General features: G+C 64.5%; 14 protein-coding genes. 7 read left to right on the top strand and 7 right to left on the bottom strand.

What is annotated here, in order from left to right:
- The first annotated feature begins 36 nt into the window (after positions 1-36).
- Entirely contained in the window at positions 37-1,776 is a 1,740-nt protein-coding gene (locus JN302_RS14090) for an outer membrane beta-barrel protein (RefSeq protein WP_202333305.1), read from the top strand.
- 558 nt (positions 1,777-2,334) lie between these two features.
- Here JN302_RS14090 and galU read toward each other — a convergent pair.
- Complete coding sequence (galU, locus tag JN302_RS14085) at positions 2,335-3,219, bottom strand: UTP--glucose-1-phosphate uridylyltransferase GalU (protein ID WP_202333304.1); 885 nt, start codon at positions 3,217-3,219, stop codon at positions 2,335-2,337.
- Between the two features lie 366 nt (positions 3,220-3,585).
- Here galU and JN302_RS14080 point away from each other — a divergent pair, with 366 nt between their 5' ends.
- A complete protein-coding gene (locus JN302_RS14080; protein ID WP_202333303.1) occupies positions 3,586-4,809 on the top strand; it encodes a lytic murein transglycosylase in 1,224 nt (407 codons plus the stop codon).
- 152 nt (positions 4,810-4,961) lie between these two features.
- Positions 4,962-6,191 (top strand): SGNH/GDSL hydrolase family protein, encoded by a 1,230-nt coding sequence (locus JN302_RS14075; protein ID WP_244846326.1) that lies wholly within the window; start codon positions 4,962-4,964, stop codon positions 6,189-6,191.
- 172 nt (positions 6,192-6,363) lie between these two features.
- Here the strand turns inward: JN302_RS14075 and JN302_RS14070 are convergent, their stop codons facing one another.
- The 4 genes from JN302_RS14070 to gltB form a co-directional block, all read right to left on the bottom strand.
- A complete protein-coding gene (locus tag JN302_RS14070) occupies positions 6,364-6,618 on the bottom strand; it encodes a Txe/YoeB family addiction module toxin (RefSeq protein WP_202333302.1) in 255 nt (84 codons plus the stop codon).
- The gene (locus JN302_RS14065) at positions 6,615-6,869 is read right to left on the bottom strand and encodes a type II toxin-antitoxin system Phd/YefM family antitoxin (protein WP_202333301.1); all 255 of its coding nucleotides are present in this window, start codon (positions 6,867-6,869) and stop codon (positions 6,615-6,617) included. The genes JN302_RS14070 and JN302_RS14065 overlap by 4 nt, the downstream gene beginning before the upstream one ends.
- A gap of 146 nt (positions 6,870-7,015) precedes the next feature.
- Positions 7,016-8,470, bottom strand: coding sequence for a glutamate synthase subunit beta (locus JN302_RS14060; protein WP_202333300.1), 1,455 nt, complete (start codon positions 8,468-8,470; stop codon positions 7,016-7,018).
- A 131-nt stretch (positions 8,471-8,601) separates the two neighbouring features.
- Positions 8,602-13,308: a glutamate synthase large subunit gene (gene gltB / locus JN302_RS14055; protein ID WP_202333299.1), complete on the bottom strand. Its 4,707-nt coding sequence runs from the start codon at positions 13,306-13,308 to the stop codon at positions 8,602-8,604.
- A 609-nt stretch (positions 13,309-13,917) separates the two neighbouring features.
- Here gltB and JN302_RS14050 point away from each other — a divergent pair.
- The 3 genes from JN302_RS14050 to JN302_RS14040 all read left to right on the top strand — a co-directional run bounded on the left by JN302_RS14050 (position 13,918) and on the right by JN302_RS14040 (position 15,927).
- Positions 13,918-14,169 (top strand): type II toxin-antitoxin system prevent-host-death family antitoxin, encoded by a 252-nt coding sequence (locus JN302_RS14050; protein WP_202333298.1) that lies wholly within the window; start codon positions 13,918-13,920, stop codon positions 14,167-14,169.
- A complete protein-coding gene (locus tag JN302_RS14045; RefSeq protein ID WP_202333297.1) occupies positions 14,166-14,582 on the top strand; it encodes a hypothetical protein in 417 nt (138 codons plus the stop codon). Before JN302_RS14050 ends, JN302_RS14045 begins: the two co-directional genes overlap by 4 nt.
- 295 nt (positions 14,583-14,877) lie before the next feature.
- Positions 14,878-15,927 carry a threonine aldolase family protein gene (locus JN302_RS14040; RefSeq protein ID WP_202312927.1) on the top strand — a complete coding sequence of 350 codons (1,050 nt, stop codon included), beginning with the start codon at positions 14,878-14,880 and terminating at the stop codon, positions 15,925-15,927.
- Between the two features lie 87 nt (positions 15,928-16,014).
- Here the strand turns inward: JN302_RS14040 and JN302_RS14035 are convergent, their stop codons facing one another.
- A complete protein-coding gene (locus tag JN302_RS14035; protein ID WP_202312925.1) occupies positions 16,015-16,479 on the bottom strand; it encodes an Hsp20 family protein in 465 nt (154 codons plus the stop codon).
- Positions 16,480-16,858: 379 nt separating this feature from the next.
- On the opposite strand from JN302_RS14035, the gene JN302_RS14030 reads away from it, so the two are divergent.
- Positions 16,859-17,845 (top strand): alpha/beta fold hydrolase, encoded by a 987-nt coding sequence (locus JN302_RS14030; RefSeq protein WP_202333296.1) that lies wholly within the window; start codon positions 16,859-16,861, stop codon positions 17,843-17,845.
- Between the two features lie 108 nt (positions 17,846-17,953).
- Here JN302_RS14030 and hisN read toward each other — a convergent pair whose 3' ends face one another.
- A complete protein-coding gene (gene hisN / locus JN302_RS14025) occupies positions 17,954-18,727 on the bottom strand; it encodes a histidinol-phosphatase (protein ID WP_202312922.1) in 774 nt (257 codons plus the stop codon).
- Positions 18,728-18,785 lie beyond the last annotated feature (58 nt).

Raw genomic sequence — 18,785 nt, 5'->3', positions numbered from 1 at the left:
GGCGCTTCTGCGCCCGTTCAGGCAGCCAAGGTGAAAATGTCAGGGGTACGGCCCGCAGCAAACCGCGTACTGCTCCACGCCCTGTTCCTGGCCGCGGGAACCGCGGCGTCGATCGGTGCTGCCTGGGCACAGGAGACCTCGCCCCTGCGCGGCGCAGTCACTGAAGACAATATCAACAACGAGTTGCTCGGCCGGCAGCAGTTGGCGCAACGGCCTTCGCCGCTTGATCCGCAGCCAGCCGAAGCGGGCATTCCGACGCCACGATATCAGCCGGTCAGCCCCGGTGCCGTTCCTGACGAGCAACAGCGGCAACCGGCACGGGCGCAGCGTTCCTTGTTCCGGGAGGAGAACCCGGACGACACTTTCGACGAGGATGCGACGCAGGAACAGGCAAGGCCGCCCACGACGGCACGGCAACGAGCCGAAGCAGCCCGCCAGCGCGCCGCACCCGCCCGCAACGTGGCGGCCACTGCGGAGGAGCCGGCAGAAGCCAGGCAGCCGACGGAACGCGCCGAACCGGTCGACGAGACGCCGACCGGCACCGTCCGCACCGGCCGTATCGACGACGATCTCGATCTGCGCGTCGATCCCAGGGCAGAACGCGCCGCGGCGATCGAGACGCTCGCGCGCCAGGCCGACGACGATCCCTATGCGCCGCTCGGCCTGCGGCTCGGCTCCTTCATCGTCACCCCGACCGTCGAAAGCGGCATCACCTGGACCTCCAACGCCAATTACGAGCCGCAGCCACAGTCGGCCGTTCTGTCGGAGACGACACTTCGTCTCAACGCGGTTTCGGACTGGTCGAGCAACCTAGCGACGTTCAATGCCTTCGGCACCTTCCGCAAATCGATCTCCGGCGCCGAACTCGACGAGAAGCCGGCCGGCATCGACGGCACGCTGCAGCTCGATCTCGGCAACGAATACCAGGCGCTCGCTGCCCTCGGCTACGTGATCGCACCTGAATCGGCATCCTCTCCGGTCACCATCGAAGGCACCGCGGAACGCCCGATCCGCCAGACGCTTGCGGGCAGCCTCGGCGTGGAGAAGGACATCGGCAAGTTCCGTTTCGGCCTCACCGGCGCCGCCGAACGCGACTGGTATGGCGACGCCCAGCTATCGACCGGCGAGGTGCTTTCCCAGCAGGATCGCAACTCGACCCTCGGCACGCTGGCGCTGCGCGGCGGCTACGAGATCTCGCCCGCCGTCACGCCCTTCGTCGAGGCCCAGGTCGGGCGGCGCATCTACGAGCAACGGGTAGATGACGCCGGCTACGAACGTTCGGGCAACCTCTTGGGCTTGCGTGCCGGCGTCGAGATCGACCTCGGCGAGAAACTCTCGGGCGAGGTCTCCGCCGGCTGGATCGAGGAGACATTCGACGACCCGCGGCTGGCGCCGATTTCGGCGCCGAGCGTCTCGGCCGAATTGGCCTGGTCGCCTCTTCGCGGCACTACGGTGGGGCTGATCGGTGAAACGACGGTCGAAGGCGCCACGACACCAGGCGAGAGCGGCTCGGTGCTTTATGCCGGCCGGCTGAACCTCGAGCGCCAGATGCGCTCCAACCTCACCGGCAACCTGGCGTTCGGCCTCGGCTATCGCGACTACACAGGGATCGACGGGGACGACGTGATATTCAGCGCTGAAACCGGCCTCACCTACTGGTTCAACCGCTATGCCGGCCTGACCGGCCGGCTTCGGCACGAGCAGCAGACGAGCAGCCTTCCGGACCGCGACTACCAGGTCAACAGCGTCTTCGTCGGCCTCCGCATGCAGCGTTGAGGCTTGCCCCGCCTAAGCAGATTCTGGAAAAGTGTCCCACGGTTTTCCGACAAGAATCGGCGACAAAACAAAGGCCTAAGCAGACGATCCGTTGGCTTGCCGCAGTACACGACAGAGCAGTGGCGGGTGATCAGCGGCGACTTACCCGCTTCGTCATCCACGGGCGAGCGCACGCAGCGAAGCGGAGAGCGCGACGACCCGTGGATCCATGCCGTGACAGCTCCGGAGACCGCCGGCGGTCGAGGAAGAGGAATCCCCGATCCACCGCCCAGACCTGCACATATTCTGCACCGAAGCAGTCGTCCGCGATCTCACGGCATGGATTCTCGAGTCACTGCGGCTCGCTGCGCTCGCCTCCGGGCCCGAGAATGGGGCAGCGATATGGGGCTGCTTCCGGCCAGCCGGCACATCATGCGCTACCGGTCATCGCAGACGACAGAGTGGTCGAGGGCGCCGTGATGTGGCGATCTCGAAGATTCTCGACCTTCGATGTTCTCATCTCGCCATGCCGCCGCGACCACTGTCGTGTACCGTGTTGGCTTGCCAAGGAATGTCCGCTTAGCGCGACTTGGATTCCTCGACCAACTGCTCGATCGTGTCAGCGAGCCTCGGGCGCATGTCGGACCGCCAGAGCGCGAAAGCAACATTGGCTTCGACGAAGCCTTCCGGCGATCCGCAATCGAAGGTCCGGCCCTTGAAGTGGTAGCCGTAGAAGGCTTGGCTGTCCGCGAGCTTCAGCATCGCGTCGGTGAGTTGGATCTCGTTTCCGGCGCCTCGCTCCTGCTTCTCCAATATGCTGAAGATCTCGGGTTGCAGGATATAGCGTCCGTTGATGTAGAGATTGGACGGCGCGGTTCCCTGTTTCGGCTTCTCGACCATCCCGGTGATCTCGAAGCCGGTATGGGCATCCCGCCCCTTGCCGACGATACCGTATTTGTGGGCTTCGGCCGGGTCGCATTCCTGCACGGCGATGATGTTGTTGGCAGTGCGCGCGTAGAGCTCGACCATGTCCTTCAGGCAGCCCCTGTCGGACTGCATGATCATGTCGGGCAGGAGCAGGGCGAAGGGTTCGTCGCCCACGAGATCGCGCGCGCACCAGACGGCATGCCCGAGGCCGAGCGGCACCTGCTGGCGCGTGTAGCTGGTCTGGCCCGGCGTCGGCTGCAGTTGCTGCAGCTTGGCGAGCTGGTCATCCTTGCCGCGCTGCGCCAGGGTGTTGTAGAGCTCGAACTGCACGTCGAAATGATCCTCGATGACCGTCTTGTTGCGGCCGGTCACGAAGATGAAGTGCTCGATGCCGGCCTCCTTGGCCTCGTCGACCACATATTGGATCACCGGCCGGTCGACGACGGTCAGCATTTCCTTGGGAACGGCCTTGGTGGCGGGGAGGAAGCGCGTGCCGAGACCGGCGACGGGAAAGACGGCCTTGCGAACTCTTTTCATGCGTTGGAACATCCGGTTACGGTCGACTGAAATACTGGCTTTCCCACGACATCTTCGCGCCTGAATTGAAGTTTATCGACGTGATGCCTGTGGGAAGGGATTGGAGGGTTCCGTCTCATTGCGTCAGTGCCAATTCGCCTCGAACAGCTGGAGATCGCCACCGGAGTGTCGAACGTGGCCGCCATGCTGTCATGTTCGAAGTTGTCCCCCCGGGCCGCTTCACGGACCGTGCGCCGCCGAATGCGGAATTGGGCGCAATGAAGCAGCTTCCTGATGAGTTTATTAGGCGCAAAAGATGCTATGGTAAACTCATTCCTAACCGGTTCGGCGTTGAATGATCCCTTCATGAAGACTCAGGAGGATTTGATGCCTGTTCGCAAAGCCGCCAGCCGCCTCACCTCGGCCTTCGCCGCCGCCGGTCTGGCTGCAGCCTTGCTGCTTGCTCCGTCAACCGCGTCGGCCGATGCCGGTTTCCAGAACTGGGTGCGCAGCTTCCGCTCGTCCGCGATGCAAAGCGGCATTTCCGGCACCACGTTCGATCGCGCTTTCCGCAATGTGAAGGATATCGACCCCGAGGTGCTCGAGAAGGCCCGCTACCAGCCTGAATTCACGGCGCCGGTGTGGGACTATTTCGACAACAGGGTGCAGGAGCATTCGATTGCCGTCGGCCGCCAGATGGCCAGGCAGTGGAAGCCGTGGCTCGACCGCATCGAGGCGAAATACGGTGTCGACCGCTACATTCTTCTCGCCATCTGGTCGATGGAATCGAACTATGGCGAGATCCTCAAGAACGACAAGGTCATGCGCAACGTCGTGCGTTCGCTCGCCACGCTCGCTTATGCCGACAAGAGACGCGCCAAATTCGCGCGCACCCAGCTCATCGCCGCGCTGAAGATCCTGCAGAGCGGCGACATCGACGAAAGCCATCTCACCGGCTCCTGGGCCGGTGCCATGGGCCATACCCAGTTCATTCCGACCAGCTACCAGGCCTATGCCGTCGACGTCGACGGAAACGGCAAGCGCGACATCTGGAATTCGGTGCCTGACGCCCTGGCGACCGCGGCCAATCTCCTGCGCAAGAATGGCTGGCAGGCGGGCAAGACCTGGGGTTACGAGGTCAACCTTCCCGCCGGCAAGCTGCCGGGCGGCTCCTTGTCGTTGTCCAAATGGCAGAGCCTCGGCGTCACCCGCGCCAGCGGAAAGCCGTTCAAGCGCGGCAGCGACAGCGCCACGCTGAAGGTTCCGGACGGCCGGCGGGGTCCAGCCTTCCTGGCGACCAAGAACTTCTTCGTGCTGAAGAGGTACAACAATGCCGACAAATATGCCCTGGCCGTCGGCCTGCTGGCCGACGAGATCGCCGGCTATGGCGGCCTCGTGCAGGACTGGAGCCGGCCATTCACCAAGCTGAGCTTCGCAGAGAAGCAGGAGTTGCAGAAGAGGCTCTCGACCCACGGCTATTATGACGGCAAGCTCGATGGCAAGATCGGTGAAGGGTCGAGGAACGCGATCAAGGCGTTCCAGGCACAGGCCGGCTTGACGCAGGACGGTCATCCCAGCATGGAAGTCCTGTCGAAGCTGCGCGGCCAGTAGGATCATCGGCGGTCGACAAGATCGGCGTTGGAGCGCGCGGCTTTGGGTTGCGCCGGCTGGCGCGAAAACCAGGCGGCCCGGGTCGCCGCGCCGGCAATTGAAGTCGCCCGGATGTCTCGGCATCCGGGCCATTTGGAACAGGGAGATGACGCGTGCCGGGATCGCGGAAAGGATGGCGCCTGTCGCACGCGATCCCCGTGATGCTGGTCGTGTTGACTGCGATTGCAATCGCCGCGCCGTCCGCCCTGGCGCAGGAGCAGCAGCGCAGGCCGCGCAACCTGCTCGAGCTCCTGTTTGGCCGCAGCGACAGGGGGGCCGAACAGGTCCGGCCGCAGCGGCCGGCCGCCGGCTCAAAAAAGACGCGTAAGAAGTCGGCAAAGGTCCGCCCCAGGCCGTCGCCGGAACCGGAGATCGTCGTCGTTGACAAGTCGCAGACCGCACAAGCCGTGCTGGTCGTCGGCGATTTCATGGGCTCGGGCCTCGCGGAAGGCCTCGAGGCCGTCTTCGCCGAGAACCCAGAGGTCAGGGTGATCGACAGGACGAAAGGCTCGTCCGGTTTCGTGCGCAGCGACTATTACGACTGGCCGACCGAGGTCGAGAAGCTGATCGACGAGGAAAAGCCTGTCGTGGTGGTCGCCATGCTCGGCTCGAACGATCGCCAGCAGATGCGCGTGGGGACTACACGCGAGGCGCCGCTCAGCGAAAGCTGGACCAGGGAATATCAGGCGCGAGCCCTGGCCTTCGCGGCAGCGGTGAGCGAGCGCGAGGTGCCGCTGATCTGGGTCGGACAGCCGTCCTTCCAGTCCAAGAAGATGCTGTCCGACATGCTCGCGCTCAACGGCATATACAGCCAGGCTGCCGAAGCCGCCGAGGCGACTTTCGTCGATATCTGGGACGGCTTTGTCGACGAGAACGGTGCTTACGTCGCCAGCGGTCCCGATATCAACGGACAGGCCGTCAGGCTGCGCTCCGCCGACGGCATCAATCTCAGCAAGGCCGGCAAGCGCAAGGTGGCCTTCTATACGGAGAAGCCTCTGAACAAGATCCTCGGTCTCGGCGCCGGCGCGGCGGCGCCCGGCATCGCGGCACTTCCCGACGCGGGGTCCGGATCGGCCGTGCCGGTCGACAGGACGCCGCCCATCGCGCTGGACGACCCGCAACTCGACGGCGGCTCGGAGCTTCTCGGCCAGAAGATCGAGGGCAAGGGCGATGCCCGCAACGCGGCAGAGCGCCTCGCGATCGAAGGGCTCGCTCCGGCTCCCACGCCGGGCCGCGCCGATGATTTCGGCCAACCGGCAACGCCGTCGGTGGCGGCGGCCGCGCCGCCAGCAGCGCCCACCGCGACCTCGCAGGCCGCCACGACCAGCGGCACCCGGCGCTGAGTCCAAGCCGACACAGTCTCAACGACACTTGCCGGCATCATTCTGACGGAACAGTCGCCGACCGTCGCGGCGGCGCCCGCACCGTCAGCCGGCTCGGCTGGCGGTCAGCCATCCTGATGGGAATGTCGAAGGGCGACGATGAGGCGTGCGATCGCTGAGACAAGCTTGGCAATCAATAATGATACCGGCACTGCGCGATCAGCAGCCCCTCCTCGGTGGGTCGGTACACCAGCCGGTGCTCCCGAGAGATCCGCCGCGACCACCAGCCGGATAGGGCGCCGCGCAACGGTTCCGGCTTGCCGCTGCCGGCGAACGGCGTCCGGCTGCACTCTTTGATGAGATCGTTTATGCGCAGGAGCAGCTTGCGGTCATGGGTCTGCCAATGGAGGCAGTCCTCCCAGGCGCGCTCGCTGAAGATGAGTTTCACTCCGAAAGCTCACGCTTCGTTCCCTTGCCCGCGTCAAGCTCTGCGATCGATTCGGCAAGTCGCTCCGCGTTGCGGGGACTCTTCAGCAGATACCGAGTTTCCTCATAGGAGGCGAAGTCCTCCATCGACATCAACACCGCCGTAGGCTTGCCGCGGTCGCGTGTGATTATAACAGGCTCATGATCGGCATTGACCCGGTCGATCATGGCCGCGAGATTCCTGCGAAGGTCGCTGTAGGAGGTGGTACGCATGTTTTGAATTGTACGCGAACAGGTACAACAAAGCAAGCGCGACGCCTGACGGCCGGAGCCCAGGCGCCTTGCACAAGCGGGGAGCCACCCTGACCGAACTCGTCGGAGGCCCGCCCAGCGCCTCCGACGCTATCGAACCCGCGCCGCTACCGCGGCAGAACCGACGCGCCCGTGAGGAACTCGTCGATTGAACGCGCGGCCTGTCGTCCTTCGCGGATCGCCCAGACCACCAGGGACTGGCCGCGACGCACGTCGCCGGCGGCGAACAGGCCGTCGACGCTCGTCCGGTAGTCGCGGTCGTTCGCCTTGACGTTGGTCGAGCGGCGAGCGTCGACCGTAACCGCCAGCCTGTCGCCCATCTCGGCGACGACACCGCCGTCGATCGGGCCGGAGAAACCGATGGCGATGAAGGCCAGGTCGGCCCGGATCACAAAGTCGGTACCCGGGATCGGCTTGCGCTTCTCGTCGACCTCGCAGCACTTGACGCCCATCAGCACGCCGTCCTCGCCGAGGAACTCCAGCGTCGCGACCTGGAATTCCCGCTCCGCGCCCTCGGCCTGCGAGGAGGAAGTGCGCATCTTCGTCGCCCAGTAGGGCCAGACCGAGAGCTTGTCTTCCTTCTCGGGCGGCTGCGGCCGGATATCGAGCTGGGTGACACGCACCGCGCCCTGGCGGAATGCCGTGCCGACGCAGTCCGACGCCGTATCGCCGCCACCGACCACCACGACATGGTTGCCGCCGGCCAGGATCGGCTGCGCCGGCCAGGCCACCGACTGGATGTCCTCGCCGGCCACACGCTTGTTCTGCTGCACCAGATAGGGCATCGCGTCGTGCACCCCTTCGAGTTCGACGCCGGGGATGCCCGCCGGGCGCGGGGTCTCAGAGCCGCCGCAATAGAGCACGGCGTCATATTCGGCGAGAAGTTCCGACACCTTCTTGTCGACGCCGACGTTCACGCCGCAGTGGAATGTCACACCTTCGCCTGCCATCTGAACGATGCGGCGGTCGATATAGTGCTTCTCCATCTTGAAGTCGGGAATGCCGAAACGCAGCAGACCGCCGGGACGGCTTTCGCGTTCGTAGACATGCACGTCGTGCCCGACACGGCCGAGCTGCTGGGCCGCTGCCATGCCGGCCGGTCCGGAGCCGATGACGGCCACACGCTTGCCGGTCTTCTTGTCCGCCGGATAAGGGCGCACATAGCCGCTCTCATAGGCCTTGTCGGCGATCGCCTGCTCGATCGTCTTGATGGCGACCGGGATGTCCTCGAGGTTCAGCGTGCACGCCTCCTCGCAGGGCGCCGGGCAGATGCGGCCGGTGAATTCGGGGAAGTTGTTGGTCGAGTGCAGGTTGCGGATCGCGTTGTCCCAGTCGCCATTGTAGACGAGGTCGTTCCAGTCCGGGATCTGGTTGTGGATCGGGCAGCCCGTCGGTCCATGGCAGTAGGGCACGCCGCAATCCATGCAGCGGGCGGCCTGTTTCTCGACCTCTTTGTCCGACATCGGCAACGTGAACTCGCGAAAGTGCCGGATGCGGTCGGAGGCCGGCTGGTACTTGTGCACCTGCCGATCGATTTCGAGAAAGCCTGTCACCTTGCCCATTGCAGTTCCAACTCTCGAGCATCAAGCCTGCCTGCGGCAGGTCTCTGTTTCGGGGTTCGCTCTTTTAGAAGCGCTGTGCACGCGCCGTCCAGCCCGAGCCGGGCCGGACGGCGAGCCAGATTGTCGCGACGCTATTCCGCCGCCACGCCCATGCGCATGCGCTCCATCTCGATCAGCGCGCGGCGATATTCGACCGGCATGACCTTGCGGAATTTCGGCCGGTAGGTCGCCCAGTTCTCGAGAATGGCTTTCGCGCGGGTCGAGCCGGTATAATGCATGTGGTTGGAGATGAGCTGCACCAGCCGCTCCTCGTCATGCTTGGTCATGTCGCCCGACACGTCGACCCGGCCCTTATGCGCGATGTCGCCGCCATGGTGATGCAGCTTCTCCAGCATGTCGTCTTCCTCGGGCACGGGCTCGAGTTCGACCATCGCCATGTTGCAGCGCTCGGCGAAATCGCCTTCCTCGTCGAGCACATAGGCGACGCCGCCCGACATGCCGGCGGCGAAGTTGCGGCCGGTCTTGCCGATGACCACGACGACGCCGCCCGTCATGTATTCGCAGCCGTGATCGCCCACGCCCTCGACGACGGCGACCGCGCCCGAGTTGCGGACCGCGAAGCGCTCGCCCGCGACGCCGCGGAAATAGCACTCACCCTCGGTCGCGCCGTAAAGCACGGTGTTGCCGACGATGATCGACTCTTCGGCGACGATACCGCTGTTCTCCGGCGGACGGATGACAATGCGGCCGCCCGACAGGCCCTTGCCGACATAGTCGTTGCCGTCGCCGACGAGATCGAAGGAGATGCCGCGCGCCAGGAAGGCGCCGAAGGACTGGCCAGCCGTACCGGTCAGCCTCACGGAGATCGTGTCCTCGCGCAGGCCCTTGTGCTTGTAGCGCCTCGCGACCTCGCCCGACAGCATGGCGCCGGCCGAACGGTCGACATTGCGGATCGGCATTTCGATGCGCACGGGCAGCTTCGATTCCAGCGCCGGCCTCGCTGCCTCGATCAGCTTGCGGTCGAGCACGTCGTCGATCGGATGCTTCTGCCGCTCGGTCCAATGGGTGGCCTCGGCCGGCGCATCGGGCTTGAAGAAGACCCGCGAGAAATCCAGACCCTTCGCCTTCCAGTGGTCGATCATCTCCCGCTTCTCGACGAGGTCGGTGTTGCCGATGATCTGGTCGAGCCGGGTGAAGCCCATATCCGCGAGCAGCAGCCGAACCTCCTCCGCCACGTAGAAGAAGAAGTTGATGACGTGCTCCGGCGTGCCCTTGAAGCGCTTGCGCAGCACCGGATCCTGGGTGGCCACGCCGACCGGGCAGGTGTTGAGGTGGCACTTGCGCATCATGATGCAGCCCGCCGCAATCAGCGGCGCGGTCGAGAAGCCGAATTCGTCGGCGCCGAGCAGCGCGCCGATGACGACGTCGCGGCCGGTCCGCAGGCCGCCATCGACCTGCAGCGCGACCCGCGAGCGCAGCCCGTTGAGCACCAGCGTCTGATGCGTCTCCGCGAGCCCCATCTCCCAGGGCGAGCCCGCATGCTTGAGCGATGTCAAAGGCGACGCGCCGGTGCCGCCGTCATAGCCCGAAATGGTGATGTGGTCGGCGCGCGCCTTGGCGACACCGGCCGCCACCGTGCCGACGCCCACTTCCGATACCAGCTTCACCGAAACGTCGGCGGCCGGATTGACGTTCTTCAGGTCGTAAATGAGCTGCGCCAGATCCTCGATCGAATAGATGTCGTGATGCGGCGGCGGCGAGATCAGTCCGACGCCGGGCGTCGAATGGCGGGTCTTGGCGATCGTCGCATCGACCTTGTGGCCCGGCAACTGACCGCCCTCGCCCGGCTTGGCGCCCTGCGCTATCTTGATCTGCATGACGTCGGAATTGACAAGATATTCCGTCGTCACGCCGAAGCGGCCCGATGCCACCTGCTTGATCGCGGAGCGTTCCGGATTGGCCCCGCCGCCAGGCAGCGGCAGATAGCGGTCCGGCTCCTCGCCGCCCTCGCCCGTGTTCGACTTGCCGCCGATCGCATTCATCGCGCGGGCAAGCGTGGTGTGGGCCTCGCGCGAGATCGAACCGAAGGACATCGCCCCGGTCGAAAAGCGCTTGACGATCTCGGACGCCGGCTCGACATCATCCAGCGCCACCGGGTCGCGGCCGATCTCGCCGGCGAGCTTCAACCGGAACAGGCCGCGGATGTTCTGGGCCGCGGCGGTCTCGCTGTCGACCTGCTCGGAATACTCCTTGAAGGTCGCCCAGGAGCCCTTGCGCACGGCGTGCTGCAGCGTGGCCACGGCATCCGGCGACCACATATGCGCCTCGCCGCGCATGCGGAACATATATTCGCCGCCCACCTCCAGCGCATTACGCAGCACGGGATCGTCGCCGAAGGCCGCCGCGTGGCGGCTGACGGTTTCTTCCGCGATCTCCTCCAGCCCGACACCTTCGATGGTGGTGGCCGTGCCGGTGAAGTACTTCTGGACGAAGTCCGACTTCAGCCCGACGGCATCGAAGATCTGCGCGCCGCAATAGGACTGGTAGGTCGAGATGCCCATCTTGGACATCACCTTCAATATGCCCTTGCCGATCGACTTGATGTAGCGCGTGACGACCTCGTTGGCGTCGACCTCGGGCGGCAGTTCGCCGCGCTTGTGCATGTCAAGCAGCGTGTCGAAGGCGAGATAGGGATTGATCGCCTCCGCGCCATAGCCGGCGAGGCAGCAGAAATGATGCACCTCGCGCGGCTCGCCGGATTCCACCACCAGGCCGACTGCCGTGCGGAGGCCCTTGCGGATCAGGTGATGGTGCACGGCCGCGGTGGCGAGCAGCGTCGGGATCTCGATGCGGTCCGGGCCGACCTGGCGGTCGGACAGGATGATGATGTTGTAGCCGCCCGCAACCGCCGCCTCGGCGCGTTCGCACAGCCGCTCGATCGCGGCCGGCATGCCGGCCGCTCCCTCGGTCGCCGAATAGGTGATGTCGATTGTCTTGGTGTCGAAGCGGTCCTCGGTATGGCCGATCGAACGGATCTTCTCGAGATCGGCATTGGTCAGGATCGGCTGGCGCACCTCCAGCCGCTTGCGGCGCGAACTGCCGACGAGGTCGAAGATGTTCGGCCGCGGCCCGATGAAGGAGACCAGGCTCATCACCAGTTCCTCGCGGATCGGATCGATCGGCGGATTGGTGACCTGGGCGAAGTTCTGCTTGAAATAGGTGTAGAGCAGCTTCGCCTTGTCCGACATCGCCGAGATCGGCGTGTCGGTGCCCATCGAGCCGACCGCCTCCTGTCCGGTCGTCGCCATCGGCGACATCAAGAGCTTGATGTCCTCCTGCGTGTAGCCGAAGGCCTGCTGGCGGTCCAGAAGGCTGACGTCCCTGCGCAGCTCGCGCGGCTCGACCGGCTTCAGCTCTTCGAGGATGAGCTGGGTGTTCTTGAGCCACTGCCTGTAGGGATGCCTGGCGGCAACCTCGGACTTGATCTCGTCGTCCGAGACGATGCGCCCCTTGACCAGGTCGATCAGCAGCATCTTGCCCGGCTGCAGGCGCCACTTGCGCACCACCTTCTCCTCGGCGACGGGCAGCACGCCTGCCTCTGAGGCCATGATCACCCGGTCGTCGTCGGTGACGATGTAGCGCGCCGGCCGCAGGCCGTTGCGGTCGAGCGTCGCACCGATCTGCCGGCCGTCGGTGAAGACCACGGCGGCCGGGCCGTCCCACGGCTCCATCAATGCGGCGTGATATTCGTAGAACGCCTTGCGGTCGGCATCCATGAGCTTGTTGCCGGCCCAGGCCTCCGGGATCAACATCATCATGGCATGCGCCAGCGAGTAGCCGCCCTGGAACAGGAACTCGAGCGCATTGTCGAAGCAGGCCGTGTCCGATTGCCCTTCATAGGAGATCGGCCACAGCTTGGAGATGTTGTTGCCGAACAGCTCGCTGTCGACGGAAGCCTGGCGCGCCGCCATCCAGTTGTTGTTGCCGCGCACCGTGTTGATCTCGCCGTTATGGGCGACCATGCGGTAGGGATGCGCCAGCTTCCACGACGGGAAGGTGTTGGTCGAGAAACGCTGGTGGACCAGGATCAGCGCCGTCTCGAAGCGCGGATCGGAAAGGTCCTTGTAATAGGCGCCGACCTGGTAGGCCAGGAACATGCCCTTGTAGACGATGGTGCGCGCCGACAGCGACACGCTGTAGGCGCCAATGTCGCGGTTGTTGTTCTCGGCATAGATGCGGCCCGAGATGACCTTGCGCAGCAGATAGAGGCGCGCCTCATATTCCTCGTCGTCCTCGATATCGGGGGTGCGCCCGATGAACACCTGGCGATGGAACGGCTCGGCCGCGGCGATGTCGGGCGCCTTGGAAAGCGAGGAATTGTCGACGGGGACGTCGCGGAAGCCCAGCAGCGGCAGGCCTTCGGACTGCGCCGACTCGGCGATGATCTCGTCGATATGGGCGCGCATCGCCGGATCCCGCGGCATGAACCAATGGCCCACGCCGTATTGGCCCGGCTCCGGCAGCTCGATGCCCTGCTTCGCCATCTCCTCGCGGAAGAAGCGGTCGGGAATCTGCACGAGCACGCCCGCGCCATCGCCCATCAGGGGGTCGGCGCCCACGGCGCCGCGATGGGTGAGGTTCTCCAGCATCGCCAGACCATCCCTGACGATCTGGTGAGACTTGACGTTCTTCATCTGGGCGATGAAGCCGACACCGCAGGCATCATGCTCGTTGCGTGGATCGTAGAGGCCTCGGAGGGTATTTTTCTCGACGGCGGCCGCTTTCGTCTGCGCGGCCGGCAAGAATTCCGTCGTCACAGATGGCGCCACTTCCGTCATCGTCGTCCCTTCCTCCGTTCGAGCCCGTCCCGGGCGTTTTCGTCGGGCCGGCATGGTCCGTGAAGCGCCCGGCTTCTCGTGCTCATGCGGCATGTCCTGCAAATGGCGGGAACACCGGTGGGACCGGCACATTCCCGCCCTCGGCCGCGGCGACGGTCGCATCGAAGCGAACCGGCGACCGCCAGGCGCGCAGCAAGCCGGACGGCGTCACTATACGCCTTATCCGGCAAGCTTGCGTCGATAATTAAGACAGCACTACTGTCCTATCTCCCGTATGGCAGAAATCGGCCCGGGCATCAAGATACAAAGTTAAGTTCGGCATCCCAATGACGAAATAAAATTTCGCAATGGCGCTTCGGATCATAATTTTCTGATTCGGGTCTGCGGCAGTCTTGATCGAAAGAATCGTTCCAATCGCCCAGGGCCGCGCATCTTTCGCCTGACCAACCTGACCAAAAGGGTTGCGCCTCTACGATGGCTGCGCCTCGCTTCTTCCGAGGATAAAAACCCGGTTCTAGGAGCCGCCTCAATCGGAGGCGGGATGGGAGTCCGCTAATTGCGGAATTTACCGCATTGCTGTAAATTACGGCATTAACAGGGGTATGCGCCATGAACACCTATTCAACCAGTGACCTATCGCGGAAATCCGGAGACATCATCGCGGACGCGATGCGCCATCCGGTCACCATCACCCAGCGTCGCAAGCCTCGCCTGGTCCTGCTCAGCATCGAGGATTACCGACGCCTCATCGAGCGGGCCGACACCCGTACAACCGGGACGCTCGAAACGATGCCCGATGACCTGTTCGAAGAGATCAAGACCGAATTGGCCCGCTATGAGCAGGAAGGCATCGACTCATGAGCTATGACGCAATCCGATCCGGTTGCGTCATTCGCTTCGCCTATCTATGGACACGGGAGGCGGTCAAAGGCGAGACTGCAGGGCGAAAGGACCGGCCGACCGCCGTCGGGTTCCGTCTGCCCAGGCCAAAGGGCGAGGATTTGCTTGTCCTCTTTCCGATCACCAGCCAGCCGCCGCAGCCCGGACGATTCGCCGTCGAGATCCCCGAGATCGAGAAGCGGCGCGCGGGCCTCGACAGCGCACTGCGGCTCTGGATCATCTTTGACGACTACAACACCGACATCGTAGGCCGGTCCTTTCACCTTGAGCCGGTTCCCCCGCTAGGGCAATTCAGCAAGGCGTTCTTCGCGCCCCTGATGCGCGAATTCGTCAGGCGCAGATCCGAGGCGCAAGGCGTCGAGCGCTGGCGCTGACAACCCGACGCCGCCGAAGGCCGACCGCCACCGCCAAAAGCAAGTCTCCCGAAACTGTGCAGCGGTTTTCGGGGAAAAGACATGCGCCATATCAAGAAGCTACAATACGTCGCGCGAATCCTTTCTCACGCGACATGCTGCAGGGCGATGGTCCCGCTCCAGCGCTTCCGTCCCGGGGGCCCATCGACCGGCTACCGGATCCAATTGTTTTGTGCCCCCCGGCCCTTGAACTTGGCGGACAAAACCGCACATGGTCCGCGGCGGAAAGCCGATAGACAGCCATCTGGAAGAACCGATGATCTTTGCATCCGACAACTGGGCCGGGGCCCATCCGAAAATCACCGAAAGCCTGGCGGCCAACGCCGGAGGCTATGCTTCGGCCTACGGATCGAGCGAGCTCGACCATGCTGTCCAGGATCGCTTCAGCACCCTGTTCGAACGCGAGGTGGCGATCTTCTTCGTCGCGACCGGCACGGCCGCCAATTCGTTGTCCATGGCCCTGGCGAGCCGTCCCGGCGGCGTGGCCTTTGCCCACCACGAAGCCCACATGCTGGAAGACGAATGCGGCGCGCCGGAGTATCTGACCGGCGGCAGCAGGATGTTTCGCGTGCCCGGCGCATTCGGCCGCATCGACCCGGCCGAACTCGAGCGCTCAATGGCCAGGTTCGACCCCGAATTCGTCCATGGCGGCCGGCCGGCGGCCGTGTCGATCACCCAGGCGACCGAGATCGGAACGGTCTACGATCTCGACCGGATCGCGGAAATCGCTGCGGTAGCCAGGCGCCACGACGTGCCCCTCCATATGGACGGTGCGCGCTTTGCCAACGCGCTGGTCGCGCTCGGGACAACCCCGGCCGAGATGACGTGGAAACGAGGCGTCGACCTCATTTCATTCGGCGGCACCAAGAACGGCTGCTGGTGCGCGGAGGCGATCGTGCTCTTCGACCTCGCCAAGGCGAAGGAACTGGCTTTCATCCGCAAGCGCGCCGCGCAGCTTTTCTCCAAGTCGCGCTTTGTCGCCGCCCAGTTCGACGCCTATTTCCGCGACGACCTCTGGCTGGAGACGGCCCGCCACGCCAACGCCATGACCGCGCGTCTGGCGGATCGCATACGCGCGTCACGCAAGTTGCGGCTGGCCTGGGAGCCGGATGCCAACGAACTCTTTGCGGTGATCGACAATGCCTTGGCGAAGGCACTGCAGGAAAAGGGCGCTGTATTCTACCCTTGGGCGATCCCGCATGGCTTCGGCGACGGGATCGGTGAAAACGAAGGGCTCTATCGTTTCGTGACGAGTTTCCGCACGACTGCGGACGAGGTCGAGCGCTTTGGCGAACTGATAGCCTGACAGGCCTCGGATACTGCGATTGCGGCAAACCCCGCTAATGAAAGCGGCGCCCGAAGGCGCCGCCGAACTCCTGGAATGGAGCTCTGTTTAGTTGACCGAGGCCTCGATCTGCTTGGCTTTCGCGGGAGCAACCGAAATCTCGATCTTGCGAGGCTTCAGCTCTTCCGGAATGTTGCGCTTGAGATCGATGTGAAGGAGCCCGTTCTTGAGCGCGGCGCCGGTCACGTCGACATGGTCGGCAAGCTGGAAACGACGCTCGAAGGCGCGGGAGGCGATGCCGCGATAAAGCAGCTCGGAGCCTTCGCCGGTGTTCTCCTCCTTGCGCTCGCCCTTCACCGTCAGCACGTTGCGATGGGCCTCGATCGAAATCTCGTCTTCCGAGAAGCCGGCAACGGCCATGCTGATGCGGTAGGCGTCCTCACCGGTGCGCTCGATATTGTAGGGCGGATAGCTCTGGCCGCCCTCGGGCTGGCCGAGCGAGTCGAGCATGGTGAACAGCCGGTCGAAACCGACGGTCGAGCGATAGAGGGGCGAAAAATCAACATGACGCATGGTTCTGTTCTCCTGTTGAGCAACATGGCGTTCTGACCGCTCTCGGAAACCCGTTCTGGCGTTTCCCTGGGGGTCAGCGGCCCCGGTTCCGGCGGCCGCATCCATGATCTGGGTGCCCGCCCGCCCGATTTCAAGACTGTGCGCGCCGCCGGTCTTCTCGACGTGAACGCAGCATGAACCGGCCTTTCGGACGGCATTCAGGCGCATTGGCTACAGTGTTCGGGACAAAGGACAGCGACGGACAAGCCGCCGCGACGAAGCCGAGCCGGGCGTTCCGTTCCCTCTCCCCCGGATCGACAGAGGCCGGAAGCGGGCCCCCGCTTCCGGCCCGCCACCTTTTCCTTTGCTTTTGGGCGCGGCGCTTCTTATCACCTTCGTCATGGACGCCTCAGATCTCAGCCACGACAGCCCTGCCGTCGGCACCGGCTTCTTCGAGATCCCGGGCAACCCGGCGCCGGACGATGCCCGTGCCGGATTCCTCACTGCACGGGACGGCAGGAAGATCCGCTACGCCTTGTTCGATACCAGGGTACGGCCGCTGAAAGGCACGGTGATCCTGCTCGCCGGCCGCAACGAGTGCATCGAGAAATATTTCGAGACGATCGGGGACCTTGCCGCACGCGGCTTCGCCGTCGCCACGCTGGACTGGCGCGGTCAGGGCGCCTCGGACCGGCTGTTGCGCAATCCCGCCAAGGGATATGTCGAGGACTTCCAGGATTATGTTCTGGATCTCGAGCAATTCTTTGCCGAGATCGTGCTGCCCGATTGCCGCGGCCCCTTCAGCGTGCTGGGCCATTCGACCGGCGGCCTGGTCGCCCTGCTCGCCTCACCGGCGATGATCAACCGAATTCAGCGCATGGTGTTGTGCGTGCCCTTGCTCGCGCTGGCCGGATTCCCGCTGCCGATGACGTCGGTGCGCCGGGTCTCGGCCTTCCTCTACAGCCTCGGCCTCGGCACCATCTATCTCGGCCGCGGCCCGCGCCCCCGCGAAACGCCGCCTTTCGAAGGCAATGTGCTGACATCGGACCCGGCGCGCTACAGGCGCAACGCGCTCATCTACGAGACCCATCCCGGCCTCGCCGTGGGCGGGCCTACCGTCGCCTGGATCCATGCGGCCTGCCGGGCCTCCGAACGCGTGCAGCAGCCGGAATTCCTCGCCAGGATGCGCATCCCGATCCTGCTGATCGCGGCCGGCGCCGACGCCGTCGTTTCGACCCCGGCCATCGAGGCTTATGCCCGCCGGCTCAAGACCGCCTCGGTACTGACCATCGACGGCGCCCGCCATGAGATCCTGCAGGAGGCCGACTTCTTCCGCGAGCAGCTGCTGGCGGCGTTCGATGCGTTTGTGCCGGGTGGTGAATGGTGAATGGTGAATGGGAGATAATAATATCTAGTTCCGAGGCCACGGAAAAATCACAAGGACCATCGTTTATACCATTCACCATTCACCATTCACCATTCACCATTCACTATTTCACCGCCTCAAATACTCCATCGCCGCCGCATGCAGTTCAGGCGTCGCCGCCGCCAGGATGTCGCCGCCCTTTTCCGCCGGCCCGCCGTCGAAAGTGGTGATGACGCCGCCGGCTTTTTCGATGATGGGGATCAGCGCCACGATGTCGTAAGGCTGCAGGCCGGCATCGACCGCGATGTCGACGCTGCCGCCGGCGACCATGGCGAAGGCGTAGCAATCGATCCCGTAGCGGGCGAGCCGCACCGCCTGCTCCAGCCGGTCGTAGCGCTGGCGCCCCTCGCCCTTGAACAGGGCAGGCGTCGTCGTGGTGAGCGTGGCGTCCGAGAGCGTCGTTGTCTTGCGGGTGGCGAGCACGCGATCCCCGCCAGGCCCCTCGTAGAAGGCGCCTCTGGCATCGGCGAAATAGAGTTCCCCGGTGAAGGGCTGCGACATCAGGCCCGCCACGGCATCGCCGCCCGATGTAAGCCCCACCAGCGTTCCCCACACCGGCAGGCCGGAGATGAAGGCGCGGGTACCGTCGATCGGATCGATCACCCAGACATGGTTCGCCCCCATGTTCTCGCCGCCATGCTCTTCGCCCAATATGCCGTGGTCGGGATATTCGTGGCGAATCAGGGCCCTGATCGCCCTTTCGGCCTCACGGTCGGCCTCCGTCACCGGGTCGAAGCCGGAGGCGAGCTTGTTCGTGACCGTCCCCTGCTGGCGGAAACGCGGCAGCGTCTCGGCCGCGGCGGCGGCGGCAATGCGCCTCATGAATTCGGTTTCGATTAGCATGCCCGCATCCTGATCATTTTTTGAGCAGCCCAAATTGTTGCACAAATGCAACTCAGGC

Origin of the sequence: Mesorhizobium sp. L-8-3 (assembly GCF_016756615.1) — a bacterium.
GTDB lineage: Bacteria > Pseudomonadota > Alphaproteobacteria > Rhizobiales > Rhizobiaceae.
This window is presented reverse-complemented; position numbering and strand designations above follow the sequence as displayed.

Coding starts and splice junctions, on each gene's coding strand:
- gltB (WP_202333299.1), bottom strand. CDS start 13,308: ATGACGGAAGTGGCGCCATCTGTGACGACGGAATTCTTGCCGGCCGCG.
- hisN (WP_202312922.1), bottom strand. CDS start 18,727: ATGCTAATCGAAACCGAATTCATGAGGCGCATTGCCGCCGCCGCCGCG.
- JN302_RS14040 (WP_202312927.1), top strand. CDS start 14,878: ATGATCTTTGCATCCGACAACTGGGCCGGGGCCCATCCGAAAATCACC.
- JN302_RS14045 (WP_202333297.1), top strand. CDS start 14,166: ATGAGCTATGACGCAATCCGATCCGGTTGCGTCATTCGCTTCGCCTAT.
- JN302_RS14060 (WP_202333300.1), bottom strand. CDS start 8,470: ATGGGCAAGGTGACAGGCTTTCTCGAAATCGATCGGCAGGTGCACAAG.
- galU (WP_202333304.1), bottom strand. CDS start 3,219: ATGAAAAGAGTTCGCAAGGCCGTCTTTCCCGTCGCCGGTCTCGGCACG.
- JN302_RS14090 (WP_202333305.1), top strand. CDS start 37: ATGTCAGGGGTACGGCCCGCAGCAAACCGCGTACTGCTCCACGCCCTG.
- JN302_RS14080 (WP_202333303.1), top strand. CDS start 3,586: ATGCCTGTTCGCAAAGCCGCCAGCCGCCTCACCTCGGCCTTCGCCGCC.
- JN302_RS14030 (WP_202333296.1), top strand. CDS start 16,859: ATGGACGCCTCAGATCTCAGCCACGACAGCCCTGCCGTCGGCACCGGC.
- JN302_RS14050 (WP_202333298.1), top strand. CDS start 13,918: ATGAACACCTATTCAACCAGTGACCTATCGCGGAAATCCGGAGACATC.
- JN302_RS14035 (WP_202312925.1), bottom strand. CDS start 16,479: ATGCGTCATGTTGATTTTTCGCCCCTCTATCGCTCGACCGTCGGTTTC.
- JN302_RS14065 (WP_202333301.1), bottom strand. CDS start 6,869: ATGCGTACCACCTCCTACAGCGACCTTCGCAGGAATCTCGCGGCCATG.